The organism is Enhygromyxa salina, from assembly GCF_002994615.1.
Taxonomy (GTDB): domain Bacteria; phylum Myxococcota_A; class Polyangia; order Nannocystales; family Nannocystaceae; genus Plesiocystis; species Plesiocystis salina_A.
On the sequence record NZ_PVNK01000259.1, the window covers coordinates 1 to 25641 of the forward strand.

The window sequence follows — 25641 nt, forward strand, 5'->3', positions numbered from 1 at the left end:
GGGTAGGGGGGAGGGGGGGGTTTTAGACCCCCCCGGTCGTCAGCAACTCTGCCACGCACGGCCGCTACGCGGCCGGTCGCTCCCTCGCTGCGCTCGCTCGCTCGGTGGGCTGGCATGAGCTTCGCTACCGGATGCGTGGCCCCCTAAAAGGGGGCTCGTTTTAGACCCCCCGGCCGTTAGCGACTCTGCCACGCACGAGGGGGAGGGGTTTTAGACCCCCCCAACCTTACCGCATGTAGTCGCCGTCGCAGAGGATGCGGCGTTCGATCAGGGCGGCGGCCTGATCGCGAGGGACCGGGCGCGAGTAGAGGTAGCCCTGGGCCTCGGCGCAGTCGAGCAAGGTCAGCTCGCGGGCCTGCTGGGGGGTCTCGACGCCCTCGGCGACGACGCCCATCCCGAGGTTGTGGGCGAGGCCGACGATGCTCGGAACGATCGCGGCCTTGCGGTCGTCGCGGCCGACCATGTCGACGAAGGACTTGTCGATCTTGAGCCCGTCGATCGCGAAGCGGTGGAGGTAGCTCAGCGAGCTGTAGCCGGTGCCGAAGTCGTCGATGTAGAGCTTGATGCCGCGGTCGCGGAGGCGGCCGAGGATGCGCGTGGCGGTGGTCGGATCGTCGATCAGGGTGCTCTCGGTCAGCTCGAGCTTGACGGCGCTGGCGGCGAGGCCGGTGTCTTCGAGGACCTGCTCGATGTCGGTGACCAGCGTCGGCGAGCCGAGCTGGTGGCCCGACAAGTTGATGCTGATCGACACGTCGCCAGCGTCGGCGTAGCGCCGACGCCACGTGGCCATCTGCGAGCAGGCCTCGCGGAGCACGAACTGACCGATCGGGACGATCAGCCCGGTCTCTTCGGCGAGCGCGATGAACTCGACCGGTCCGATGATGCCGCGCTTGGGGTGGTTCCAGCGGACCAGGGCCTCGAAGCCGGTCAGGCGACACGAGCCGAGCGCGACGATCGGCTGGTAGTAGACCTCGAACTGCTGGCGGACGATGGCCTCGCGCAGCTGCATCTGCGTGCGCAGGGTGTTGAGCGCCTCCTGGCGCATGGCCGTGTCGAAGGTCGAGCTCCGCGACTTGCCGCGACGCTTGGCGCGGCTGGTCGCGACGCCAGCGTCGCGGATGACCTCGGCCGGGCGCTCGTAGTTGCGGGCGCTGTTGGTGATGCCGATCGACGCGGTCGTGAAGATCGTCTGCTCGTCGAGCTCGAAGGGCTGGCGGAGGTTGTCGTGGATCGTCTGCGCGAGCGCGTCGGCCTCGGCGAATTCCTCGTGGCCCTCGATCAAGATCGCAAACTCGTCGCCGCCGTAGCGACAGACCAAGGTGCCATCGGCCACGCAGCCGCGCAGCCGCTGGGCGAGCTGGGCGAGGATGCGATCGGCGGAGTCGAGGCCGATGCTGTCGTTGAGGACCTTGAAGCGATCGAGGTTGAGGAACAGGACCGAGAAGCGAAACTCGGGGTCGCGGCGGGTCTGCGCGATGGCCTGGTCGAGCCGCTCGATCAGCACCCGGCGGCTCGGCAGCCCGGTCAGCTCGTCGTGGAGCGCGTGCGGGGCGGCGAGGGCCTCGGCGCGCTTGCGCCGGTTGATGTCGGTCAGCGATCCAGCCAGCGCGACCGCCCGGCCCCAGCGATCGCGGTGGACGAGCCCGCGGCTGAGGACCCAGCGGAAGCCGCCGTCACGCTGGCGGATCCGGTGCTCGAACTGATGGATGACGGAGCGGCCGTCGATGTGCGCGCGGATGTCGGCGCGGAGCCCGGGCAGATCGTCATGGTGGACGCGCGAGAACCACGCCTCGCGGCTGTCGCCGATGTCCTCGTCGACGAGGCCAAACAGCTGGCGCCAGCGTGAGGAGTAGCGAACCAGGTCGGTGTCGAGGTTCCACTCCCAGAGGCCGTCGTTGGCGGCGCGCAGGAGCAGGTCGTGACGGGCCTTGGCGTTGCGCAGCGACGCGTTGGCCCCGGCCTGCTCGAGCGCGTGGCGGATCGTCCGCTCGACGGTCCGGGGGTTGATGTCCTCGGGCCCGAGCAGATCGAAGGCCCCGGCCGCGCGGACCCGGTCGAGGGAGGTCTCGAGCTCGTCGCACACGGCGATGACCGGCCGCCGACCCGAGGTGTCGGGGTGGCTGACGTGGGGGTCGAGGGTGCTCGCGTCGACGAGGTAGACCTCGAAGTCGTCATCGACGCGATCGAAATTGACCTCGGTCGGATGGACCACGCTGACCTCGAAGGTCCAGGTCGGCGCCTGCGCGAGGGCGTCGACGAGCTGCGCGGCGAGCTTCGAGTCGGCGCCGACGAGGACCCGCGCGCCCCGACGCTTGTCGACGTCACGAGTCACGCAGACCCCCGACGGGATCCGCGTGGGCGGCGACCCCGCTGCTCACACCGAGCGTGATCGGTGCGCGGGGTGGGGCGGCCTTCGAAGTGCGCGCGGGGAGCCAAACTCGACTTCATTTCACTGGTACGTGGGTAGGCCCGTCAAGTCCCACGATCGCAGCCATGGACGGCGGTGTTGCGAGTTGCGCGTCGGCCCGAAGTTGATCTTGCTCAGGACCCCAGCTCGGCTCGCGGCCGGGGCCCGACAAGCCCACTCAGCGGCCGCTCGCTGGCGATCGGTCGCCCGCCCAGCCTCTCGGTCTGGCGGGACACACAGGGGTGAACCTCGGATCAGTGATCGGCTATCGGCCCCGATCCTGCGGGACCGCGGAGGGTTTTCAGGGGCGGTGCGTAGCGGGCGCGGCCGAGATCGTGCGCTCAGTGAGTCTGGAGGTCCAGGCTCACGCGCATCGCCTCTTCGGCCTCGGCGGCGGTGATCAGGTGGCGGATCCGGAGCCGTCGGACCTGTCGGCGCAGATGCTGGCGCCACTGCTGATCGATCTGTCCGCTGGCGAAGCGGCGGGAGTAGGCGACCGGAGCTGGAGCCAAGCTGGCCAGGTGCAGGGCTTCGATCAGCTCGAGCTCGCCGGGCTCCTTGCCAAAGTGATAGCGCGAGGCCTCGGCGATCCCGTGGATCTCGGGGCCGAGCTCGATGACGTTGAGATAGACCTCGAGGATCCGCCGCTTGTCGAGCCCGCGCTCGAGCTCGGCGGCGAGCATGGCCTCGGCGAGCTTGCGCGCGACCGATCGGTCGTTGCCGAGCCACAGGCTGCGAGCGGTCTGCTGCGAGATCGTGCTCGCGCCGCGGCTCACTCGACCCTCGAGCAGGTTGAACCAAAAGGCGCGCTCGATCTGCTCGCGGTCGAAGCCGTCATGGGTCCAAAACCGGGCGTCCTCGAGGATCACGAAGGCGAGCGCGACCTTCGGCACCCGGGACAGGCGGACGTAGTCGTCGTCGCCGAGGGCGAGCACGCGGCGCTTGTCGCGTCCGCCCGCGCTGACGAAGCGGTGGTGGTAGGGCCCGCGCAGTCCTTCGATGTCGGTGCCCGGACCGAGGCGATCGACGGCGCAGCGCTCGAGGTAGGGCAGCTCGAAGTGCAGCTCGCCGGGGGCCTCGAAGGTCTCGAGCTCGAGGGGCTCGGCGTCCGCGCCGAGGTAGCGGGCGCGGGCCTGCTCGAGCGCGGCGAACTCGATGCTGAGGTGGATGTGTGCGTCGAGCTCACCGGAGAGCTCGGTGCCCGCGAGCACGGGCGAGATGCCTGGCGTGGCGTCAAAGACTGTCTGACAAGGTGCCCGAGGCAGGCGCAGATCGAGGGACACCCCGTCCGCGTCGAGCTGAGCTTCGACCCCGAGCTGGACATCGCCGTGGCCGAGCACCAGCGCGCCGAAGTTGCGCGGGCCCGACTCGGTGTGCTCGCGCCCGACCTGGCCGTCGAGCGTCAGGCTCGACAGCTCGATCGGGTGGCCTGCGATCAGCGAGCTGTCGACCCGCAGGCCGCGGAGCTCGACCGCGTCGAAGCGCGCGAGCGTCCGCCCGCTGCCTCGCTCGAGCTCGACCGCGCCGCTGAGCTGAGCCGCGTCGAGGTCGAGCTCGGCGTCGCGCTCGCCGAGCGCGTCAGCGAGCTGATGACCAAAGAGCAGCGCGAGCGGCTCGAGCAGCTTCAGCGGCAGCTCGTCGGCGTCGACCCGCACGAGGTCCTGTCCGGCACCGCGGGCCACGCTGACGCTCGCGCTGCCACCATGCTCGTCTCCTTGGTGGACGTCGAGGGCCACGGCGCGCGGCGAGATCTGACCGTTGAACACCAGCTCCGCGTCGGCCGTGGCCGGCTCATGGCCCTCGCCTGATCGTCCGAGCGCGAGCGAGCCCGAGACCTCGAGCTCGCGCGGCTGGCTGTCTGCGGCGCGCACTTCGATGGCCGCGCGCGTCCACGTCGGCCCACCAGACGGGCCGAGGTCGAGGTCGAGGTCGCCGTGGATCTGTCCGTCTCCCGACAGGACGAAGTGAGGGTCGCGCGCTGTCGCTGACACCCCATCGGCGAGCTCGACCGAGAGTCGACCGCGGGTCACGAGCTCGACCCGAACGCCGCGAAATCGTTGGAGGAATTCTGCGACGGGATCGGCGGGGCTGGGCGCAGGCGCGTCGGTCTTCGCCGCCGGCGTCACCGGGGTCGCCGACTTGGGCGGCGCGGGCTTGGACTGGCGACGGCCGACGACGCCGTCGAGCTCCTCGATCTCGATGACCAGGCCGTCGAAGGTCGGGCGCACGCGGACGTGCCCGGCGCTGACGTGGCCGCGCTCGCCCGGGAGCGCGCGCGACAGACCGCGCAGCTCCAGCCCGCCGAGGTCGAGGTCGATCGCGAAGCGCTCGTCGACGCCAAAGCGCTCGCGGAGGCGCGACTGAACCTGGGCCTCCGCCAGCGCCGGGCCGACCGCCGCGGCGCCGGTCAGGCTCAAGCCGAGGCACCAGGCGATCGCGCGCGGGAACGAGCGCGGGGTCGCGGCCTCAGGCATCGAGCTCACCAGCTGGACGAACTCCGCGACCTTCGCAGGGTTCGCGTCGTTCGAGCAGCTGCGCGCACAGGTGCGGGTAGGACAGCCCGGCGGCCCGGGCGACCCGAGCCACGACCCCGTCACGGTGGAGGCGGGGCAGGGGCTCGACATCGAGGATGACCTCGTTGCCGCGCTCGGACAGGATCAGATCGACTCGCGTCGGGCCATCGCTCAGATGCAGCGCCGCGCACGCCCGGCGGCCCAAGTTCTCGACCCCGGCGCGCTGGCATCGGCTCAGCTGCGCCGGGCAGCTGAGGATCTCGATCCGCTGGCCGCGCTGGTTGGTGCTCTCTTCGATCTCGGCGACGCCGAGGACCTCGCCGTCGATGACGATGACCGAGAGCGCTCGCCCGTGCACTTCGCGCTCGAGCAGCAGCTCGCCCGCGCTCGACTCGGCGATCGCCTCGCGGATGCTCGCGGGGCTCGTCAGTCGTCGGGTACCGGCCTCTGTGCCTCCGTACCGGGGCTTGACCACGCAGGGCCAGCCCAGCCGCGCGAGGTCCGAGCTTTGAGCTTCTTTATCGTCTCCAAGACTCGGGGCGCTCCGACTGTTCTTGACCTCGAGCGTGCGCGGGACGGGGAGGTTGGCGTGGCTCAGCTGGCGGCGGGCCCAGAGCTTGTCGTGGGCGCGGGCGATGGCGATCTCACTCGGCCCGAGGACCGGGAGCCCGCAGGCCCGGGCGGTCGCGTGGAGCCGGCCGTTGCCGCCGAGCTGGCCGTGTGCAACGACCAGCACGCGGTCGGCGTCGGCGAGGCGGCGGCGGATCAATTGATTGAGTGGCCCCAACTCGAGATCCGACACCTTCCCGGGTGCCGGGACCGCGACGACCTCGCAGGTCAGCCCCAAAGCCTGGGCCGCCTCGCACAGATCACTCGCTCCTTGCCGAACAGGCGCCATCCACGGGAGTTCTGCGGAATCTGCGCAGCTCTTTTCGAAGGCGTCGAGGGGGCCTCGAGCCGTGGGATCCGTGGGAAGGAGAAGACCCAGCGTGAGCGCACCCATGACTCGGCCGCTAGCAGGATTTGCCAAGCACACACAAATTTTCTGATAGTTTCATCCCCACCGCGCTCAGCGGCCCTGCGACGCTCGCCTCGCACACCCTCGAGGCGACCCGGGAGTCCCGGCGACCAACCGCCGAGGTGCCTTCCGCTCAGCGCACACCGAGCGCCCGCCAGCAATCAGCGCGAGCAGCGGAGACAACATGACCTTTCTCGAAGCCGCGATCGAGATCCTCCGATCCACGGAGGATCCGCTTCATTTCAACGACATTGCTCGCCTCGCCGTCGAGCGCAAGCTCCTGTCACACGTCGGCCGCGACCCTGAGGCGGCGATGCGTTCGTGTCTCAACTCTGCCGTGCGCAGTAAGGTTCACGACGGACTCGTGATGCGGAGCAAGCCTGGGCACTACCGCCTCCGCCCCGGCGTCGCGGTCCCGGACCTGCCGCCGCCGCCGTCGTCAGCGGAGCCGCTCCCCGACGCCGAGCTCGAGGTCGCCGAGGCCGCGGCGAGCGAGAAACCGGCCGCTGACAAGCCGAAAAAAGTCAGTAAAACCAAGAAGAAAGCTCGCACTAGCTCGAAGCGGACTTCACAAAAAACGAAGTCCGAGGAGGCCGTAGCGGCGCAAGACGCACCGGCCGAAGCGACCCCCGCGGCGCCCAAGAAGACCACGCGCCGCCGATCCCGCAGCGCGTCGAAGTCCGAGCCGGCGGTGACCGCAGACGACTCGCAGCTGAAGCTCGAAGTCGCGCCCGAGCCGGATGGGGCCAAGCCGGATGGGGCCAAGCCGGGCGACGGTCCAGCTTCGGTCCCGGTGCCCGAGCTCGATCCCTCCAAGGTCCGCTTCCGCGGCCCCGAGGGCTCGGGGCTCGAGGGAGACACGGACATCGCGCTCGTCATGGCCAACGCCATGTCGCGCCTCGTCGATGAGCGACCCGAGCTGCGAGAAGAACTCGAAGCCATGCAAAAAGTCGAGACTCCAGATCCCGAAGTGATCGAGGTTGGCCGCAAGAAGCGCTCGGGCACGGGCCGAGCCCAGGGGCGTGGTCGCGAGGAGCGAAGCGATCGCGCTCGTGACGACCGTGGCCGCGAAGACCGCGAAGAGGACCGGGGCAGCCGCCGCCGTCGCCGTCGCCGTCGCCGCAATCGCCGGGTCGAGTGGTCGGAGTCCGGTGGCCAGCGCTCCCAGGCTGCGCGCGGCGACGAGCTCCTCGACCGCGTCGCTACGGTCCTGAGCGAGGCTGGCTCCCGCTCGCTCCACGTCCGACAGATCGCCGAGAGCCTCGCCGCGCAGGACGTGCTCGGAGGCGAGATCTCGGAGATCGAGCGGGCGGTGACCGCGGCGATGTTGCTCGACGTCAACCGCCGCGGCGACGCTTCGCGCTTCGCGGTCCGCGGTGACGCTCGCTACCAGCTCCGAGGCAGCCGGCTGCCCGAGAAGGCCGCCGCGGCCGAGCACGCGATGCGGGCCGCAGTCCAGCGCCTCGAGAACGAGACCGAGTCTCAACTTCATCTGTGGTTACAGTCACTTGGGGCCCGTTCGCTCGAGTCTTTGGTGAGGATTTGGTTGGCCCGCGAAGGCTTCACGCTGGTCGGCACGCTGCCGCCGTCGCGGGGCCTGGGCAAGCTCGTCGTCGACGATCCCGACCCCGAAGAGGATGAGGCCCGGACCCTCGTCCTGGTCGTCCCGCGCAAGACCAGCCTCGAGCCCAAGCTCTGGGACGGCGAGGCCGAGCGGAACGGGTGCGCGAACACCATGGTGTTTGCGATGTGTGACCCACCCGCGGATCAGTCGATCGGCGAGACGCGCGTGGTGTTCGCGCCCGACCTCGTCCGCTGGCTGCTGCGCCGCGGCATCGGGGTACGCAACCTGAGCATCCAGGTACCGGTGCTCGATCCCGATCTGATCGAGTCCGTCGGCGGGTTGGACACTTGACCGAGGGCGAGTCGCGTCGGCTGGTCGGCCGCTGGCTCGCCCGTCAGGATTTCGCCGAATGTCTCGAGCAGCAGCTTCGCGCGCGCGACGCGATCATCGAGGGCACCGGGCCGGAGATCCTGTTCATGGTCGAGCACCCGCCGACCCTGACCCTCGGTCGGCGCGGTAAACGCGAGGACGTGCTCTGGACAGACGAGCAGCTCGCGGCCGAGCAGGTCGCGGTGTGCGAGACCCCGCGGGGTGGGGAGGTCACGCTCCACGCGCCGGGGCAGCTGGTCGCCTACCCAGTGATCCGGGTCGGCCGGCGGATCCGGGAGCACATCGTGCGCATGGCCGAGGTCACGATCGCGCTGTTCGAGCAGCTCGGCGTCGACGGGGTCGAGTTCCGCATGGACCACCCGGGCGTGTGGCGCGGTCAGACCAAGATGGCCTCGATCGGCCTGCACATCAGTCGAGGGGTGAGCGTGCAGGGCATGTCGATCAACGTCGACGTCGCGCCCAAGCTGTTTGGCGCGCTCGTGTCCTGCGGCCTGCCGGAGGTCAGCATGACCAGCGTCTCGGCGATCCGCCCGGAGCCGCTGCCGCCGATGGCGGAGCTCGCCCGACGGTGGGCCTTCGACTTTGCCGCGCGCGCTGGCTACGAGCTGGAGTGGACGTGACGGCGGATTTTTTTTGCTATGTTGGCTTCCCACGGTGGTCTGCCGGCGCAACCCTCTACTCTTCACAGCCGCTCTCGGCGCAGTCCTGGGCATCGGCGTCGCGGCCGGTGGCTGCAAGGCGCAGGAGCCAGAGGCCTTCCAGGTGCGGGTCATCTCGATCGACGCCCACGGCGGCCCGTCGCTGCCCGAGGATCGGGTTCGCTCGATCGTCCGTCGCTCGCTTCAGAACTCGCCGAGCTACGGACCGGCTCAGCGTGATCAGCGCAGCGGCAGCGCCAAGGGCGACACCCTGATCGCCACCTTCGAGTATCGGGAGCTCCCGGATGCCGTCGATCACGGTCGAGACTTGATGGTGCGGATGACCGTGGAGGAGCCCAAGGGGCTCGCCGACCGCCTCGGCGCCGAGGGTCTCGACATCACCGTGCTGCTCGAGCGCGAGGCCGGCGAGGCCGATCTCTCCACGGACCTCCAACTCGCGAGCGACCAGCTCGTGACGATCCTTCAGGCGCGGACCGATCTGGCCCGGGCCCAGGACGGAGCGATCGAGCGTCTGCTCGCCTCGGAGGATCCCGAGCTGATCATCCTGACCCTCGAGTGGGTCCGGGATCACGAGAGCCACGACCAGGCGCTCGCGGTCGCCGATCGCGTCGTGGATCTGATCAAGCACGAGGACGAGCGGGTCGGCTTGCTGGCGATCGAGACGATCGGTCAGATCGGCGGGCCCGAGCACGTCTCGACCCTCCTCGACCGCATCCATCTCGCCGACACCCACCAGGTCAACCGGGCCTACGACGCGCTCGCCCGCCTCGGCGGACCCGAGGCCCTCGGCTTTCTCCGCTTCGCCGCCCGCAACGAAGACGAGCCGGGGCGACGGGCCGCCGCCGAGCGAGCGCTTCGCCGCGTCGCCGAGTCGGATATCGTTCAGCCTGGCGGTCGCGGGGCGCGGCTGCACAACCGGGGCCACCGATGATCTTCAGCCTGTCACTCGTCGCGACCTTGTTCAGTATCTCGTCGCCGCCCGCGGGCGGGCCGGAGCCGGAGCCCATCGCGGTGCCTTCACCCGAGCAGGTCCAGGGCGAGGCGGAGTCGGGCGCGGGCCCGGTGCCGCCGCCGGAGCAGGTCCAGGGCGCGGCGGAGTCGGGCGCGGGCCCGGTGCCGCCGCCGGAGCAGGTCCAGGGCGCGGCGGAGTCGGGCGCGGGCCCGGTGCCGCCGCCGGAGCAAGTCCAGAGCGCGGCCGAGTCGGGCGCGGGGGCGATGCCGCCGCCGGGGCAGGTCCAACCCCGCAGCAACGCGAAGCCTCCAGACCCGCGGGCGCGCCCGAGTGAGGGTGTCTACGCGGTCGGCAGCAGCGGCGTGGCTCCGCTGCCACCTGCGCCGCCACCGGTCCCGCCTTCAACGATCCCACGAGGTAGCTGGCGCGGCGATGGTTGGCTCTCGCTGCGCCTCCACGTCGTGGGCCCGCTCTACGGCGAGGTCCCGGGCCGCCCAACCGTGATCTCGCTCGGCGGCGGCGCCGAGGGGGGTTGGCGGATCCGGCAGTGGATCGCAGTTGGCGCGGGCTTCGCTCGCCAACCTCACGAGGTCTACCGCGACAAGATCGCCGAGGCGCCGGCCGTCATCACCCGGCGCGGCCACCTGAGCACCTGGGATGTCGCGTTCCTGCGTCTGTATGCGCCAGTTCGGGGCCGAATCGATCCTTATTTAGATGTCGGGGGCGGCGTGGCCTTCTTCGATCCGGCCCGCAACCAGCCGATCCTGCTCGGCGGGACGGTCCGCGCCAGCATCGGCATCGAAGCCTGGGTCACGCGAAATACGACCCTGGGTATCGGCGGGCTCTATCGTGCCAACTTTGTAGACGATAGCATCGGTCACGCGTGGCAGGCGACGCTCGACCTCGGGCTTCACTGGTAATAACTGGAACGATCGCCTACGCTGGTGTCCGACTGTACGTCGGATGTCACCGTTTGAAGACAACAGAATTGGCAGCCTGTCATCGAGGTTTGCTGATGTCCGAAGGCTCGGGAGCGGGGCCGAGGGTGGCACATGGATCGCCAATGATGCTGGCGGGCGTCAGGTCGTTCTCAAGCATGTTCCTGCCAGCCGACGTGGCACCGTGGCGCGAGCCTTTGAAGTGCTCCGGGCGGTGTCCTCCCCCCATCTGCCCGCTGCGCTCGAGCTGATCGACGACCGTGACAGCGGCGGGGTCTGGCTGGTCACCCAGTACGTCGAGGGAGCGCCGCTCCCAGCCGAGCCTGCGAGCCTCGAGCAGGCGCTGTCCGAGGCCCTGGGGGTCGCGCTCGCGTTGGCAGCGATCCACGGCCTCGGGACCCATCACGGGGACGTCAGCGCCAACAACGTGGTCGTGACCCCGACTCGCGGCGTCGTGTTGACGGATCTCGGCCAACTGGGCAGTCACGGCTGTGGAACCCCGGGCTTCTTGGCCCCCGAGGTGTTGGCAGGTGGGGGAGGGCCGGCCGCGGACCGCTTTGGTGTTGGCAGCCTGCTGTGCCTGCGCCTGTTCGGTCAGGTGCCGTGGCGGCGCCCCGAGCGGCTCCTCGCGGTCGATGGGGTCGGGGCGGTCCGCGAGCGGATCCGGACCCTGGCTGCGGCCGCGGAGGTCGAGCTGCCGCGGCCGCTGGCGTCGCTGCTCGAGCGGCTGCTCGATCCCTCTCCAAGCCGCCGCGTCGCCGACCCCGAGCTGCTCGTCACCCGCCTCCGTCAGCTCCATCGGGCGAGCTCGGCCGGCGAGCTGCTGCGCGCACAGTCGGCCTGGTGGCTGCCGAATCGCTGGTCCTTCATCGGCGACCGCCAGCGCCTGAGCGAGGTCGCCGAGGCGCTCGAGACCGGCGCGACGCGCTTGCTCGCGGTCGTGGGTCCGCTGGGCAGCGGTCGCGGTCGGGTGATCGAGGAGCTGAGCGCGATGCTGCAGCTGTCGCGCACGCGCTCCCCCGAGCGCGGGATCGCGGCCCAGCTCAGCGACGCGCAGATGCTCGCGCGCGAGCTCGGCGGTGACCCGGGCGGCGACTGGCTCGAGGCCTGGGTCGCGACCGGCCAGCCATCGAGTGAGGCGCGCCGGGTCTGGGGCCTGAGCGAAGCCCCGACCTGGCCGGCGCAGCTCGCCGCCTCGGTCGAGCTTCAGGCTGCGGTGTTGCGTGCGGGCGCCGGCCTCGGCCACGACGCGATCTTGCTCCCGGTCGAGCCCGCGCTCGGTCGCCTCCTGGCCCAAGCCCGCGCGCAGGAGCCGGGCCTCGAGATCATCGAGGTCGAGCCGTGGACGGTCGCGCAGGTTCGCAGCTGTTTGGTCGGCGTGGTCGAGGACGCCGCCAGCGACGACCAGGATCTGTCTCGCTGGGCCCGGGCCCTCCACGAGGCGACGGGCGGGTGGCCGGCGAGGGTCGTGCGCGCGATCGAAGCCTACGCCCGGGTCGGCGGTGAGGATCCAGATCGGGCCGCGATCGAGCGCGCGCTGGTGGCCTCGGACAGCGAGCCGCGCCTCGATCCCGAGACCGCCCGCCGGGTCCTCGATCGTCGCTGGGGCCTGGCCGCCGAGCTCCCGGCCAGCCTCGCGCGGGACGGCGAGCCGCTGGCGAGCGCCGTCGCGGCCGCGCGGGTCGGTCTCGGCGAGGCCGTCGCGGCGCTGGCCGAGGCCACGCTCGCGCAGGTCCGAGAGGTCGGCGGGGCGGTTCCCCTGGCGCTGGCCCTCGACGCCGACGACGCCGACGCGATCGAGCGCTGCGCGACCGGCTTCGAGGCCGATCTGCCCAGTGACTTGATCGCGTGGCTCGAGCACGGCGGCGCGCTGCGTGTCGGTCCCCGCCTTCGGCTGCGGGCGCTGCGAGAGCTGATCCGTCGCGGTCAGGCCGAGCGGGCGATCGCGCTGCTCGAGGCGATCGCGGCGACCGGCTCACCGAGCCCGGCCGAGGGCCTCGAGGGCGCGCGCGCGCTCGAGCAGCTCGGGCGCCCGCGCGAGGCCCTCGAGTCCCTCGAGCAGCTGTTGCCGCGGACCTCGGGCCCCGATCACGACCGCGCCCTCGGCCTGCGCTGGCGGGCCCTGGTCGACGCGGGCCAGACCGCGCAGGCCCGGGCCGAAGCCGAGCGCTGGGCGCAGGAGCGCAACGGTGAACCCCAGCCTCCCGGGGCGAGCCGAACCTGGCGGCGCGCGGTCGCGTGGTTGTGGGGCGGGCTCGCGGTGCTCTACGGCGGCGGCGAGGCCGGGCCGTGGCTCGACCGCGCCCTCGACGAGTGCGAGGGCGAGCACGGCTCGAGCACGGCGCGCGTCGTCGCCAGCCTCCGGGCCCGGGTGTATCAGCTCGAGGCCAACCTGGCTCAGTTCGCGGGCGAAGCCGAGCGCGCCCGCGAGCGCTACCGGGCGGCCGCCGAGGCCTTCGCGCTCGCCGGCGAGAGCCTCGGCCGGGTCCTGGCCGAGGGCAGCCTGGCCTCGCTCGCGATCGACGCGGGCGAGTACGACGAGGCCCTGACCCGCGGTCGTCGGGCGCTGCGGTGGTTCCTGGCTCGGGCCCAGGTCCAGACCCTGCCCGCGGTCTGCCTCAACCTCGTGCGCATGTTGGTCGCGGTCGGAGCCCTCGACGAGGGCCGCCGGCTTCACGCGCTCGTCCGGGGCGTGGTCATGGCCGGGGGCCAGCGCGCGGTGGCGTCGCCTTTGGCCCGGGCGCGGCTGTGGCGGACGGAGCTCGAGCTCGAGCTCGGCGCGCCCCAAGCTGGGCCCGCGACCCGCCCGCCGTCCTGGCGCCGCGAGCTCGCGGCTGAGCTGTCGCAGTGCGCGGCGGCGCTGGCGGACGCGGGCGCGACGGGAGAGGCGGCCGGGGCCTACCTGAGCGCGGCCGCGTTGTTGCGCGTCGCGGGTCGGGACGACGCCGCGCGTGCCGAGCTCGACGCCGCGCGGCGGGTCGTCAGCGAGTCCGAGCAAGACCCCGAGCTCGCCGCGGCCCTCGGGCTCGCGCTCGAGTCCCTGGCCCAGGCGCGCGACGCCGAGCAGCTGCGCGAGGCGTCGGCCGAGCTCGCGCGTCTGCCCGCGCCGACCAAGCTGTGGGCCAGCGGCGAGCGGCTCCTGGCCTGGACCTACGACCGGACCTTGCTCGGCGTCCTGCATCGCCACGGCTCGGTCGGCGACGCGGCGGCGAGCTCGGTCGCGCGCCGCCTGCTTCGACACCTGGAGGAACTCATGACCAAGGCACCCCCCCTCGATCGCCGCTCCCTTCGTCAATCGCTGCTGTCCGAGGCCGGAGAGGCCGCGCCGCTGCGCGAGCTCGTGCGTGAGCTCGAGGTCGCCGAGCACGACGCCGCCGCGCCCGAGCCCCGGGCCCCGATCGCGCGGGCCGACGCGCCCGTGAGCGCGGCGCCAGCTGCCGCGCCGACCGAGCGTCGACGCGAGCGCGATCAGGAGACCGCGCGCCTCCAGCAGCTCCTGCGTCTGTTCCGTCGCCTCGCTCGTCACGATCGCCTCGAGCGCCTGCTCGAGCAGATCGTCGAGGCGATGATGGAGCTGACCGACGCCGAGCGCGGGGTCGTGTGCGTCGGCCAGGGCGACGATCGCATCGAGGTCGCGCGCGAGTTCGCGGCCGCGGGCGAGGGCGTGACCTTCTCGCGCTCGGTCATCGATCAGGTGCTAAAGACCGGTGAGCCGCTGCTCAGCGTCGACGCGGCCAGCGACGATCGCTTTGACGGCTCGCGCTCGATCAGCCACCTCAGCCTCCGCTCGGTCCTCGCCGTGCCGCTGGTGTTCCGCGGTGAGCTGCTCGGCGCCGCCTACGTCGACCATCGCCTCCGTCGCGGAAACTTCGACGCGACCGATCTCTCGCACATGGAGGACTTCGCCGATCTCGCCGCGCTCGCGGTCGCCCAGGCGCGCGCGCTCGGGGCCGTCCGCTCGCAGGCCGAGGAGCTCGAGCGCCAGCGGGCCGAGCTCGCGCAGCTGCTCGAGAGCCGCGAGGTCGCGCTGGTCAATCTCCGCGAGGAGGTCCGGACCGCGCCCGAGCGCAGGGTCTATCGGGGGATGGTCGGCTCGGCCAAGTCGATGCAGCGGGTCTTTCGCCTCGTCGATCGCCTCGCCGACTCCGACGTCCCGGTCGTGATCTACGGCGAGAGCGGGACCGGCAAAGAGCTGGTCGCGCGGGCGATCCACGACGCCGGCGCCCGGGCCGAGATGCCCTTCGTCGCCGAGAACTGCGGGGCGATCCCCGAGACCCTGCTCGAGAGCGTGCTCTTTGGTCATGTCCGCGGGGCCTTCACGGGCGCCCACGGACCACGCCCGGGCCTGTTCGAGGCCGCCGACGGGGGCACGATCTTCCTCGACGAGATCGGCGAGACCAGCCCGGCGATGCAGACCAAGCTGCTGCGTGTGCTGCAAGAGGGCGAGATCCGGCGCCTCGGTGAGACCAAGGCGCGCAAGGTCGACGTGCGGGTCATCGCGGCCAGCAACCGTGACCTCGACGCCATGGTCGGGGCCGGAGAATTCCGCCAGGATTTGTTTTACCGCATCAACGTGGTCAAGCTCGATCTGCCGCCGCTGCGGGATCGTCGCGAGGACGTCCCGGCGCTGATCGAGCACTTCCTCGGCCGATATCGGCGCGAGGGCGACGAGCCCCTGCAGATCAGCGCGAGCGCGCTGCGCAAGCTGACCCGCTACCCGTGGCCGGGCAACGTCCGCGAGCTCGAGAACGAGGTCCAGCGCTGGCTCGCGCTGTGTGAAGATCGGGTCATGCCCGACGATCTCTCGCCGGCGATCGAGGGCTCGAGCGTGGACGTCGAGGATCCCGACGACCTCGAGCTGCGTCCGCGGATCGATCGGCTCGAGCGCGAGTTGATCGCCCGCGCGATGGAGCGGACCCGCGGCAACCAGACCCAGGCAGCCCAGCTGTTGGGGCTCAGTCGCTATGGACTGCAAAAGAAGCTCAAGCGTATGGAAGAGGGCTGACGCCGAGCGAGCCAAGTGAGTTGGCGCTGCTCCCTCCCATCTGGCAACATAGTTGCGGAGTTTCTACCTCAAGTGCTTGAAATTACATGAGTTCAACCCAGCACAAGACTTGCTCTACTCTGACCGGAGTTTCCGTGCCCAGCGTCGAACAGCCAAGCAAGAGGGGCGCCGGGGGGCGCGGGTGGGTCATGCTCGCCGCGTTGCTCGCAGTCTGCGCCACGACGGTCGCCTGCAACGAGCCGCGCTTCTTGATCCCGGCGCCGACGCTGCGGGGCATCGCGATCCCCTTGCCGCCGCCGAGCATCGCCGACGAGGTCCTGATCAACATCGACGTCGAGGGCAACGTCCCGCTCGGCTTCGACGTGCCCGGAACCCAGGCCTTCCTCCACGAGAAGAGGACCGCGCGCGGCTACTTCGTCGGGATCGAGGGCATGCAGTTCACCGTCTACGACGTGCTGCTCGACGTGAACGACAACTGCCTCGAGGCCTGGTTCGTCGATGGTGTCGACGGCGAGGAGTCGACGACCGTGAACTACAAGGCGGTGTTGTTCGAGGGCGCGGAGGCCTGCGCGGAGCCGACCTGCTCGGCGATGGATGAGCAGGGCGCCTGCGTGTGCCTCGAGAAGTGGACGACCGGCTGCTAGGGGGGGCTGGGTCCTTTCCTTTAGACCCCCCTGGGCGACAGCGACTCTGCCACGCACGGCCGCTGCGCGGCTGTTTTAGACCCCCTTGGGCGTCAGCGACTCTGCCACGCACGGCCGCTGCGCGGCCGGTCGGTCGTTCGCTGCGCTCTCTCCCTCGGTGGGCTGGGATGAGCTTCGCCATCGCCTCCGTGGCCCCCTAGAAGGGGGCTCGTTTAGATCCCGCGGGCGTCAGCGTGGCTGTTTCAGATCCCCGCGGGCGTCAGCGACTCTGCTACGCACGGCCGCTGCGTCGCTGCGCTCCCTTCCTTGGTGGGCTGGCTGGTTAGACGTCCGCGGGCGTCAGCTTCGCCTACAAGAAAAAAGCCCGCGGCGAGTGCCGCGGGCTTTTTTGTCTGAGGGACTTCGTCGAACTACTCGAGGAAGTCGGTGTCGTCACCGCCGCCGCCCTCTTCGGGGGGGGCGTCGCTGGCGGGCGGCTCGGCGGCGGGCTCGGCCGGCTCGGAGCTGCTGTCGACGGAGAGCGCACCGCCAGCGGCGGCGGCGTCGCTGGCCTTCTGGTCGCGAAGCTTCTGCTCGAGGCGGCTGCGCTTGGCCTTGGGCGGGAGGTAGAAGGCGAAGCCGAGGTTGAAGCTGACGTTGTGACGGGCGACGCGGTCGCTGCCGCTGCCGCCGTTGGTCACCTGCGGCGGCACGTCGGCGATCGTGGCGTTGAGACCGGCGTCGTTGTGGGCGACGACGATGTCGTGGACCTCCGGGTTGATGCTCATCCAGTCGGTGATGAACAGGTGGAGGCCGGCGCCGAAGCTGCCGCCAACGCGGAAGCCGGTGTCGGGCGAGACCGGGTGCAGGAGGCACTCGGAGTTGGCCGCGCCGGTGTTCGGATCCTCGCAGTAGTTGTCGAGCGAGGGATCGGTCGAGTTGGGCAGCTGGAGCAGATCCGAGGTCGAAGTCGACCCGAGCTCGCCCTCGGGGTAGTGCCGGACCCAGTTCACGAAGCCGACACCGCCGAAGATGTAGATGTCGTACTCGGTGAACACGGCCGAGAACAGGCCGAGCTTGCCGGCGAAGGGCGTGAACGCGAGGTCGAGGCTGGCCTGGAGCTGGAGCTTGGTCAGGCCGGCGCGGAAGTCATGGCGCAGCGCCGAGGGGTTGTCGAGCTCGCCCTGCGGGCGGTACGGACCCTCGCCGGAGGCCATGTCGATGTCGCCGGAGGCGTTGTCGATGCCGCGCGGGAGGCCGCCGTCATTGAGGGCCTTGAGCAGCTTGCCCTCGACGTCGACGGCGCCGTACATGAACGAGGCGCGCACACCGATCCAGTCGGTGAAGTCGAAGCGCAGCTTGGCGCCGACGAGGCCCTTGTGGACGAAGGGCTGGGACAGGCTGACGCCGATCTGGGGCACGACCTGAAACCGGAGCTTCCGCAGTTCGAGGCGATCGACGACGACTGGCTTGCCTTCCAGCACACCAGGCTTCTTGGCTTGAGCTTCGCTGGGGAGCAGGCACAGCCCGGCTCCGCAGATTGCCGCGGCCGTGAGGGAGAGCTTTAGCGTCTTCTTCATGGTCACGGGTCACTCAGCGCCGGTAGGAGTAATCGAACTTGGGGGGAAGGTAGAACGACGCGCCAACGAAGAACAGCACGTTGAAGGCGAGGCGTTCGCCGAGGGGCTGGCTCTTCGCAGCCTCGTAGGCCGCGGCGGGATCGTCGAGGTTCGGGTTGTCGCCCGACGCCGGGTTGACGCCGCGGTTTTGCGGCTCGTAGGCGTCGAAGAAGCCGAAGGTCCGGACACCCAGGTTGACCGAGAACCAGTCGAGGTTCTGGATGTAGTAGCGGACGCCGACGGCGAAGTTCACCTGGCCCGTGATGTGGTTGTAGGGCGTGGGGTGAACGGCCTGGAAGCGGGGCAGGTTCTGGGTGTGGATCGCCCCGCCACCGATCTGCAGGTACGACTCCCAGTGCAAGAGCAGCCGATTGAACAGCGCGATCTTGCCGTAGAAGGGCTCGTACAGGTAGTCGACGCTGGCCTGCCACAGGGTCTTGTTGGCGGTCAGCAGCAAGCCCTCCTGGAACCGGATGCGGTCGTACTGCGCCGTCTTGGATCCGAAGAACGCGGTGCCGTTGATGCCCAACGCCATGCGGTTGGTCAGCCAGAAGTTGATCTCGGCCCCGGCCGCCCAGTGGCGAACGAAGGGGTCGTTGATCGTCAGGCCGACCTGGGGCATCAGCTCGATGCGCCGCTTCTTCTTGCCGGTGTTGGAGTCCGTGTAGACGTTGAGGAACGCCTGCGGCTGGATGACCGTGATCTCCTTCTCGTCGATCTTCCGCTGGTCTTCCTCGGTCAGGGACGCCGTGCCTTCGCTCGCTTCGCCGAGCGACCCGGTCGCGCCGACTTCGGTGCTTGCGCTGTCGTCGTCTTCGTCACCGTCGAGGAAGCTGGTGTCAGCCGGGCCGTCGTCCGCGGGCTCATCGGGGACGGCGTTCATGTCGTCGTCGTCGAGGACTAGTTCATCGTCGTCTTCGATGACCTCACCCTCGTCCGGCGGCTCGGACGCCAAGAGCGGGAGGGGGTAGGCCAAGACCGCGAGCGCGGTGAGGCCAGTGAAGAATCGTCGCATGCTCACCTCTGGAGAGGACTCGCTGGAGAAGAGAAGGGCGGGGGAGAACCGAGTGCGGGAGTCGCGGCCGGCTCGAAAGGGCTCGAAGGACGGTCTGATGGGGCACTTTGCAAGTGTGCGCAGGTTGCGCTTTGCTGGGACCCCCTGCCAGGCGTTGGCAGTAGACCTTGGAATTTCGGCGCGGACGGTAACATAGGGTAAGCCGTCTCACAACCGGTGTTCGCGGCGGAAGTAACCGCGTCAAGTACGCTGTAACTATTTGAATTCATTGCAAAAAGGCCCCGATGGCGGGCTCGGCGGCGAAGCGGCGCTGTAAGCGTACTCGCATATGAAAAAGGCCATCGCGGCGGGGCCGATCTCGTCGGGCGGCGTGGTGCAAAACCCGCACTCGGGTGGAGGTTGGCGGGTAAGGCGCATTATTCCTCGTCACCGTCGTTGGCATCGGCGCCGGCTTCGTCCGGCTGAAACAGAACCTCACAAAATGCCTCGGGATCAAAGCGGCGCAGATCATCGACCCCCTCGCCGATGCCGATGTAGCGGATGGGGATCTTCAGCTCGTCGACGACCCCGAGGACCACGCCACCTTTGGCGGTGCCGTCGAGCTTGGTCAGGACCAGGCCGCTGAAGCGCATCGTCTCTTTGAACATCTGCGCCTGGGCGAGGGCGTTTTGGCCGATCGTGGCGTCGAGCACGAGGAAGGTGTCGTGGGGTTCGAGGGCGTCACGCCCAGCGGACAACGCCTTGGATGCCGCGCGACCCATTTTCTCCAGCTCGTCCATCAGCTCTTTGCGGGTGTGGAGGCGGCCCGCGGTGTCGCACAAGACGACGTCGTAGCCTTCCTTTCGACCCCGCGTGATGCCGTCGAACAGGACCGAGCTCGGATCGGCGCCGTCCTTGCCCATGTGGATGTCGCAGCCGACCCGGCGGGCCCAGATCTCGAGCTGCTCGCCCGCCGCCGCGCGGTAGGTGTCGCCGGCGACCATCAAGGTCTTGCGTCCGGCGTCGACGTGGCGCGCGGCGAGCTTGCCGATCGTCGTGGTCTTGCCGACGCCGTTGACCCCGATCATCAAGAGCGTGTAGGGGCCGACCTCCGGCGTGTACTCGAGGGGCCCCGCGTCGATCTCGAGGATCTCGAGGGCCTTGGCTCGGATCACCGCCCAGACCGCGTCGGGGTCGGCGACCTCGCGCTTGTCGAGCTCGGAGGTCACAGACTCGAGCAAGGCCTCGGCTGTCTTGGCCCCGATGTCGGCCGTGAACAGGACCTCTTCGATGTCGTCCTTGAGGTCCTCGCTGACCTTGGGCTTGCCTTTGAACAGCCGCGCGAGCCGGGCGATGAAGCCCCCCTTGGTCTTCTTGAGGCCCTTGCGGAGGCGCTCGCGCTCTCCCTTCTTGGCCTCGAGCTCGGCCTGCTCGCGCTCCTCGCGGGTCGGGACCTTGGGCTTGTCGACCGGCATCGGAACCGGCGCTCGCGCCTCTGGCTCTGGCTCTGGCTCTGGCTCTTTGGCGGCAGCCGCGGGCTCGGGCTTCTCAGCTTCGGGCTCGGGCTTCTCAGCTTCGGGCTCGGGCTTCTCAGCTTCGGGCTCGGGCTTCTCAGCTTCGGGCTCGGGCTTCTCAGCTTCGGGCTTCTCAGCTTCGGGCTTCTCAGCTTCGGGCTTCTCAGCTTCGGGCTTTTCAGCTTCGGGCTTCTCAGCTTCGGGCTCGGCGACCTTGGGCGGGGTGACCTTGGGCGCCTTTTTGAAGCTTGGCGGCGGCGCGAAGGTCGGTGGCGGAGCGAAGCGAGGCAGCGCTTTGTCCGCGGGCTTCTCGGCGTCCGAATCGGGCTCCGACGGGGCCTCTGGCTCCGCCTCATCCTTGTCGGCGGCTTCTTCTCCGTCTTCGGGGGCAGCCTCATCCTTGTCGGCGGCTTCTTCTCCGTCTTCGGGAGCAGCCTTGTCCTCGTCGTCGGGAGCGGCCTCAGCCTTGTCCTCGTCGTCGGGAGCGGCCTCGGCCTTGTCCTCGTCGTCGGGAGCGGCCTCGGCCTTGTCCTCGTCGTCGGGGGCAGCCTTGTCCTCGTCGTCGGGAGCGGCCTCGGCCTCGTCCTCGTCGTCGGGAGCGGCCTTCGCCTTCGGGGCGGCCTCGTCTTCGTCGGGCGCCTTGGACGCTTTGTCCGGTGCGCTGGGGCCGAGCGCGTCCGCCGTCTTCGCCGGCGGCAGCTCCTTCTTCGGCCTCGCGACCAACCAGATGATGGCCCCGGCAGCGATCGCCAGGACGACAATAATGATGATATCTCCGGGTCCCATCGCGGCTTCTGGCGCGCAGTAGGCCACCAGCTGACCGACTCGTCAACGCTGGGAGCTCATCGTGAGCCTAGAGGCAGATCTCATCGGAGATCGCGTCAGGAAAGATCTCCATCGGCGGGGTCACGGGTGGGCCGAATACCGATCTTTGGTCACCCAGGTGGCGACCCCAGCTCGGGATCGTCCCGAGACAGTAGGGTACGGGCCCAAGATCGCGGCCGTGAGTTCGCGCCGCAAGGCTCGCTCGTGGCGCGCCTCGTCGCCGCCGAGCCCTTTTCCCCCGGCCGCGGACTCTGCTAACTGAGAGCCCCGTACCCGCGCGCCGCGAGGCCGCGGTGGGCACAGCTCAGCCACCATGCGCATCAAAACGATCGAGGTCGTCGGGTTCAAGTCTTTCGCCGATCGGACCGTCGTGACGCTCGACGATCACGTGACCGCCGTGATCGGTCCCAACGGCTGTGGCAAATCCAACATCGTCGACGCGATGCGCTGGTGCCTCGGCGAGCAGCGGGCCAAGCACCTGCGCGGCGGCGGCATGTCCGACGTGATCTTCGCGGGCTCGAGCACCCGCGGGCCCGCGGGCATGGCCGAGGTCACGATCGTATTCGAGAACAGCGGCGACAGCCCGGGCGCGTACCTGAAGTTCGCCGAGATCGCGGTGACTCGGCGGCTGTACCGCGACGGGACCAGCGAATACCTGATCAACAAGGTCCCGTGCCGCCTCCGCGACATCAACGACATGCTGATGGGCCGCGGGATCTCGGCCAAGAGCGGCTACTCGATCATCGAGCAGGGCCGCGTCGGGCAGATCGTGACCAGCAAGCCCGAGAACCGGCGCCAGGTCATCGACGAGGCCGCGGGCATCACCAAGTTCAAGCACCAAAAGGTTCAGGCCCAGCGCAAGATCGAGCAGACCCGCCAGAACCTGCTGCGGGTGACCGACGTGATCGGCGAGCTCGAGGGGCGCCTCGGCACCCTTAAGCGCCAGGCCCAGAAGGCCGAGCGCTACAAGCGATATCGGACCGAGCTGCGCGACCTCGAGCTGTGGCACGCCAGCCACAAGCTGCTCGAGCTGCGCGCGACCGCGCGGGTGCTCGAGCAGCGCCGCGCCCAGCTCGACGAGCGCGTCGAGGATCTGCGCCACGACTCCGCCGCCCGCGAGGCCCGGCTCGAGGCCGAGCGCGTGGCCCTGCGCGAGGTCGAGGCCGAGCTCTCGCGTGAGCAAGAGGCCCTCTACGAGCTCGAGAACCGCATCCAGCTGATCGAGCAGGATCGTCGCTTCAAGCTCCAGGAGCAGGAGGGGCTGCGCAGGTCCTCGGACCACAGCCGGGCCGAGCGTGACGCCGTGGTCCGCGGGCTCGAGGGTCTCTCTGCCGAGCTCGTGGAGGTCGAAGAGCAGCGCGCGACGCTCGGCGAGGGCGGGGGGGAGCAGGGCCTCGAGGCCCAGGTCGAGCGCCTCGGCTTCGAGCTCGACGAGACCGCCGCCAGCCTCCGCAGCGAGCGCGAGCTGCTCGACCGCTGCCGCAGCGAGTGGGCCACGGCCCAGCAGCGCAGCGCGACCCTCGAGGCCACGATCCTGTCGCGGACCGAGAGCGTCATCGAGCTGCGCGAGCGGGTCGAGGCCATGGCCCACGACGCCGCGGCGCTCGAGCAGAGCACCGACAGCGACTCGAGCCGCCTCGACGAGGTCCAGGCCCAGCTCGCAACCGCCGAGCAGCAGCTCGAGACCGTTCGCGCCCGGCGCCAGGCCCTCGACCGCGAGCGAGTCGAGCTGCGCGAGCGTCTGCGCTCCGCGGAGGTCGAGGTCGAGACCGCGCGCAAGGAGCTGCTCCGAGCTCGCTCCCGCCTCCAGTCGCTCGAGGAGATCCAGACCCGCTACCAGGCCTGCCAAAGCGGCGTGCAGGTCGTCATGGAGCACCGCGAGGCGCTCGCGGAGGTCGGCGCGCAGCTGTCGGCCTCGGCCGGGCTCAGCGGGCCCGAGGCCGGCGGCAGCGCGCTCGGACGCCCGTCCGTTCACGGGATCATGGCCGACTTCATCACCGCCCCCGCGCACCTCGAGTCCGCGGTCTCGGCGGTGCTCGGCGATCGCCTCCAGGGCGTCGTCGTCGACGCGCCGGTCACCGGGGCCAGCGGCGTCGAGCTGCTCAAGCAGCTGCGCGAGGGCCGGACGACCTTCCTGCCGATGTCCTATGGCCTCGACGCCGGGGTCGAGCGAGCGGCCGAGCGCGAGGGACGTCCGCTCGGGTGGCGTGCCCCCGAGCGCGGGACTGGCGGGTCGATCGAGGTCGTCGATCTGCGCGCAGAGATCGAGGCCGAGGGTGTCGCGGGCGAGGCCGAGGGTGTCGCGGGCGAAGCCGAGGGTGTCGCGGGCGAGGCCGAGGGTGTCGCGGGCGAAGCCGAGGGTGTCGCGGGCGAGGCCGACGGTGTCGCAGGCGAGGCCGATCTTGTCGCGGGCGAAGCCGAGCCCGTCGCGCCCGAGGGCGACCGTGGTGTGGGCGAAGCTGGCCCGGCCGCGGGGGAGGTCGCAGCGGCCGACCTCAGCGGCGAGGTCGCCGGGCCGAGCGCGGATGCCGGAGACGCACCCAGCGCGACCGTGGTCGAGCCGGGTGCCGAGGCGGCTGGCGGCGAGCTCGCCGTGCGCCAGGTCGCCGTCGCGCTGCCGCCCGAGCTCGCCGCGCCCGCTCCCGACCCCCTCGCCGCGCTCCGCGACCTCGAGGGCGTGGTCGGTCGGCTCAGCGAGCTCGTCGAGGTCGAGCCCGAGCTGCGTGATCTCGTCGAGCTCCTGCTCGGCGAGACGGTGGTCGTCGATCAGCTCTCGCGCGCGCTCGAGCTGTGGCACGGCCTGCGGCGCGAGCTCCCGGCCCGGGCCCGGGTCCCGCACACCCTCGTGACGCTCGACGGCGATCGGATCGAGCCGACCGGCGTGGTCGTCGGCGGCTCGACCGACGCGATCGACTCGGCGCTGCTCCAGCAAAAGCGCGAGATCGGTGAGCTTCAGACGATCGTCGCCGAGCTCGAGGCCACCTTCGAGTCGGCCCAGCAGCGGCGCCAGGGCCTCGCCGAGCGCCTCGACGAGGTCGAGCGCGGGCGCGAGATCGGTGAGACCGAGGTGCTCGAGGCCGAGAAGGCGCGCATCGCCGCCAGCCGGGAGGTCTCGGCGATCGAAGAGGCGCGCGCGCGTCTCGATCGGCAGCTCGAGCAGCTCACCCGTGGGCGCGCCGATCTCGAGGCGACCCTCGACCAGCGCCAGAGCGAGCGGATCGTGCTCGAGGAGGAGCTCGTCAGCCTGCGCGAGCGGACGCCCGAGCTCGACGCCGAGGCCGAGGCGCTCGAGCAGCGCGTCGAGGTCTTGACCGAGGCGCGCGAGCGGGTCAGCGGCCAGCTGACCGAGGTCAAGGTCGCGCTTGCGAGCTGGCAAGAGCAGCGCAACGCGCTCGCGTCCACAGCCAAGCGCTTGACCAAGCAGGTTGCGAGCGAGCGTGAGCGGGCCCGCCGTCTCGGCGAGGCGGCCGACGAGGCCGACGTCCGCGTCGTCGAGCTCGGCACCGAGATCGAGACCATGGCCGAGGAGCACGCCGTGCTCCTCGAGCAGCACAAGGTCCGGACCGCCGCCAAGCACGACGCCGCCGAGGCCCACGACGCCGCGGTCCTGCGCGTCGACGAGCTCGAGCTGTCGATCCGGAGCCTGCGTCAGCAACACGAGGAGCAGCGCGAGCAGCTCCAGGAGGTCGAGCTCGGCCTCCGCGAGCTCGTGCTCGAGCGTCAGCACCTCGAGACCGACATCCGCGATCGCTTCGACGCCGACCTGCGCACGCTGCTCGTCGACTTCCACGATCGCGGGCTCGCGACCCAGACCGAGCACGAGCGGGTCCGTGAGCTCAAGCGCATCCTCTCGCGCATGGGCGAGGTCAACCTGACCGCGATCGCCGAGTACGAGGAGGTCGCGGAGCGCTACGAGTACCTCACGACCCAGCGCCAGGACCTCGAAGACGCGACCTTGCAGCTGCAAGAGGCGATCGATCGGATCGACGCGACGACCAAGGAGCGCTTCGCCGAGACCTTCGTCGCGGTCAACGAGATGTTCCAGCGGCTGTTCCCCCGCCTGTTCAACGGCGGCCAGGCCAAGCTCGTGCTGACCGACCCCAACGACATGCTGACGACTGGCGTCGACATCCTCGCCCAGCCGCCGGGCAAGAAGGTCTCGAGCCTCGAGCTGCTCTCGGGCGGCGAGAAGGCCCTGACCGCGGTCAGCTTGATCTTCGGCATCTTCCTGATCAAGAGCAGCCCCTTTTGCCTGCTCGACGAGGTCGACGCGCCCCTCGACGAGGCCAACGTCGGGCGCTTCTCCGACCTCGTCGCAGAGCTCGCGCAGGGCACCCAGTTCATCATCATCACGCACAACAAGCGGACGATGGAGATCGCGGACCGGCTCTACGGGGTGACCATGCAGCAGCGCGGAGTCTCGAAGCTGGTCTCCGTCAACATGCGCCGCGCCGTCTCCGTAGCGCAGATGTCCTGAAGCGGCAGAGCCCCCCTCTGGGGGGCCACGCGAGCCACTGCGTAGCGCATGAGAGCCCACCGAGCGGGCGAGTGAAACGAGCGCGCGACCGGCCGCGGAGCGGCCGTGCGTGGCAAAGTGCAGGATGGCTGTGGGGGGCTAAA

General features: G+C 70.3%; 13 protein-coding genes. 7 read left to right on the plus strand and 6 right to left on the minus strand.

What is annotated here, in order from left to right; translation table 11 throughout:
- Window positions 1–226 precede the first annotated feature (226 nt).
- The 3 genes from ENSA5_RS29605 to ENSA5_RS29615 all read right to left on the minus strand — a co-directional run bounded on the left by ENSA5_RS29605 (window position 227) and on the right by ENSA5_RS29615 (window position 5689).
- Entirely contained in the window at window positions 227–2332 is a 2106-nt protein-coding gene (locus tag ENSA5_RS29605; protein ID WP_106395072.1) for a putative bifunctional diguanylate cyclase/phosphodiesterase, read from the minus strand.
- Between the two features lie 416 nt (window positions 2333–2748).
- Window positions 2749–4881, minus strand: a complete 2133-nt coding sequence (locus tag ENSA5_RS29610; protein ID WP_258183051.1) for a biosynthetic peptidoglycan transglycosylase — start codon at window positions 4879–4881, stop codon at window positions 2749–2751.
- The gene (locus ENSA5_RS29615) at window positions 4874–5689 is read right to left on the minus strand and encodes an ATP-grasp domain-containing protein (protein ID WP_181198285.1); all 816 of its coding nucleotides are present in this window, start codon (window positions 5687–5689) and stop codon (window positions 4874–4876) included. The genes ENSA5_RS29610 and ENSA5_RS29615 overlap by 8 nt, the downstream gene beginning before the upstream one ends.
- A 433-nt stretch (window positions 5690–6122) precedes the next feature.
- Between ENSA5_RS29615 and ENSA5_RS29620 the strand changes: the two genes are divergently transcribed.
- The 6 genes from ENSA5_RS29620 to ENSA5_RS29645 all read left to right on the plus strand — a co-directional run bounded on the left by ENSA5_RS29620 (window position 6123) and on the right by ENSA5_RS29645 (window position 16090).
- Entirely contained in the window at window positions 6123–7853 is a 1731-nt protein-coding gene (locus ENSA5_RS29620; protein WP_106395075.1) for a winged helix-turn-helix domain-containing protein, read from the plus strand.
- Window positions 7850–8512 carry a lipoyl(octanoyl) transferase LipB gene (lipB, locus tag ENSA5_RS29625; protein ID WP_106395076.1) on the plus strand — a complete coding sequence of 221 codons (663 nt, stop codon included), beginning with the start codon at window positions 7850–7852 and terminating at the stop codon, window positions 8510–8512. Before ENSA5_RS29620 ends, lipB begins: the two co-directional genes overlap by 4 nt.
- 142 nt (window positions 8513–8654) lie before the next feature.
- On the plus strand, window positions 8655–9482 hold the full coding sequence (locus ENSA5_RS29630; RefSeq protein ID WP_181198286.1) for a HEAT repeat domain-containing protein: 828 nt from the start codon (window positions 8655–8657) through the stop codon (window positions 9480–9482).
- The gene (locus tag ENSA5_RS38495; protein WP_106395078.1) at window positions 9479–10423 is read left to right on the plus strand and encodes a hypothetical protein; all 945 of its coding nucleotides are present in this window, start codon (window positions 9479–9481) and stop codon (window positions 10421–10423) included. Before ENSA5_RS29630 ends, ENSA5_RS38495 begins: the two co-directional genes overlap by 4 nt.
- Window positions 10424–10466: 43 nt before the next feature.
- Complete coding sequence (locus tag ENSA5_RS29640) at window positions 10467–15446, plus strand: sigma 54-interacting transcriptional regulator (RefSeq protein WP_106395079.1); 4980 nt, start codon at window positions 10467–10469, stop codon at window positions 15444–15446.
- A 200-nt stretch (window positions 15447–15646) separates the two neighbouring features.
- The gene (locus ENSA5_RS29645) at window positions 15647–16090 is read left to right on the plus strand and encodes a hypothetical protein (RefSeq protein ID WP_146156245.1); all 444 of its coding nucleotides are present in this window, start codon (window positions 15647–15649) and stop codon (window positions 16088–16090) included.
- A 410-nt stretch (window positions 16091–16500) separates the two neighbouring features.
- Here ENSA5_RS29645 and ENSA5_RS29650 read toward each other — a convergent pair whose 3' ends face one another.
- The 3 genes from ENSA5_RS29650 to ftsY form a co-directional block, all read right to left on the minus strand.
- Window positions 16501–17649 carry a porin family protein gene (locus tag ENSA5_RS29650; protein ID WP_106395081.1) on the minus strand — a complete coding sequence of 383 codons (1149 nt, stop codon included), beginning with the start codon at window positions 17647–17649 and terminating at the stop codon, window positions 16501–16503.
- A 13-nt stretch (window positions 17650–17662) separates the two neighbouring features.
- Window positions 17663–18703, minus strand: coding sequence for an outer membrane beta-barrel domain-containing protein (locus tag ENSA5_RS29655; protein ID WP_106395082.1), 1041 nt, complete (start codon window positions 18701–18703; stop codon window positions 17663–17665).
- Between the two features lie 416 nt (window positions 18704–19119).
- Complete coding sequence (ftsY, locus tag ENSA5_RS29660; protein ID WP_181198287.1) at window positions 19120–20982, minus strand: signal recognition particle-docking protein FtsY; 1863 nt, start codon at window positions 20980–20982, stop codon at window positions 19120–19122.
- Window positions 20983–21334: 352 nt separating this feature from the next.
- On the opposite strand from ftsY, the gene ENSA5_RS29665 reads away from it, so the two are divergent.
- Window positions 21335–25498 carry an SMC hinge domain-related protein gene (locus tag ENSA5_RS29665; protein ID WP_106395083.1) on the plus strand — a complete coding sequence of 1388 codons (4164 nt, stop codon included), beginning with the start codon at window positions 21335–21337 and terminating at the stop codon, window positions 25496–25498.
- Window positions 25499–25641 lie beyond the last annotated feature (143 nt).

Excerpts from the sequence above, each read along its gene's own strand:
- ENSA5_RS29610 (WP_258183051.1), bottom strand. The coding sequence starts at position 4,881 with ATGCCTGAGGCCGCGACCCCGCGCTCGTTCCCGCGCGCGATCGCCTGG.
- ENSA5_RS29620 (WP_106395075.1), top strand. The coding sequence starts at position 6,123 with ATGACCTTTCTCGAAGCCGCGATCGAGATCCTCCGATCCACGGAGGAT.
- ENSA5_RS38495 (WP_106395078.1), top strand. The coding sequence starts at position 9,479 with ATGATCTTCAGCCTGTCACTCGTCGCGACCTTGTTCAGTATCTCGTCG.
- ENSA5_RS29640 (WP_106395079.1), top strand. The coding sequence starts at position 10,467 with ATGTCACCGTTTGAAGACAACAGAATTGGCAGCCTGTCATCGAGGTTT.
- ENSA5_RS29650 (WP_106395081.1), bottom strand. The coding sequence starts at position 17,649 with ATGAAGAAGACGCTAAAGCTCTCCCTCACGGCCGCGGCAATCTGCGGA.
- ENSA5_RS29655 (WP_106395082.1), bottom strand. The coding sequence starts at position 18,703 with ATGCGACGATTCTTCACTGGCCTCACCGCGCTCGCGGTCTTGGCCTAC.
- ftsY (WP_181198287.1), bottom strand. The coding sequence starts at position 20,982 with ATGGGACCCGGAGATATCATCATTATTGTCGTCCTGGCGATCGCTGCC.
- ENSA5_RS29665 (WP_106395083.1), top strand. The coding sequence starts at position 21,335 with ATGCGCATCAAAACGATCGAGGTCGTCGGGTTCAAGTCTTTCGCCGAT.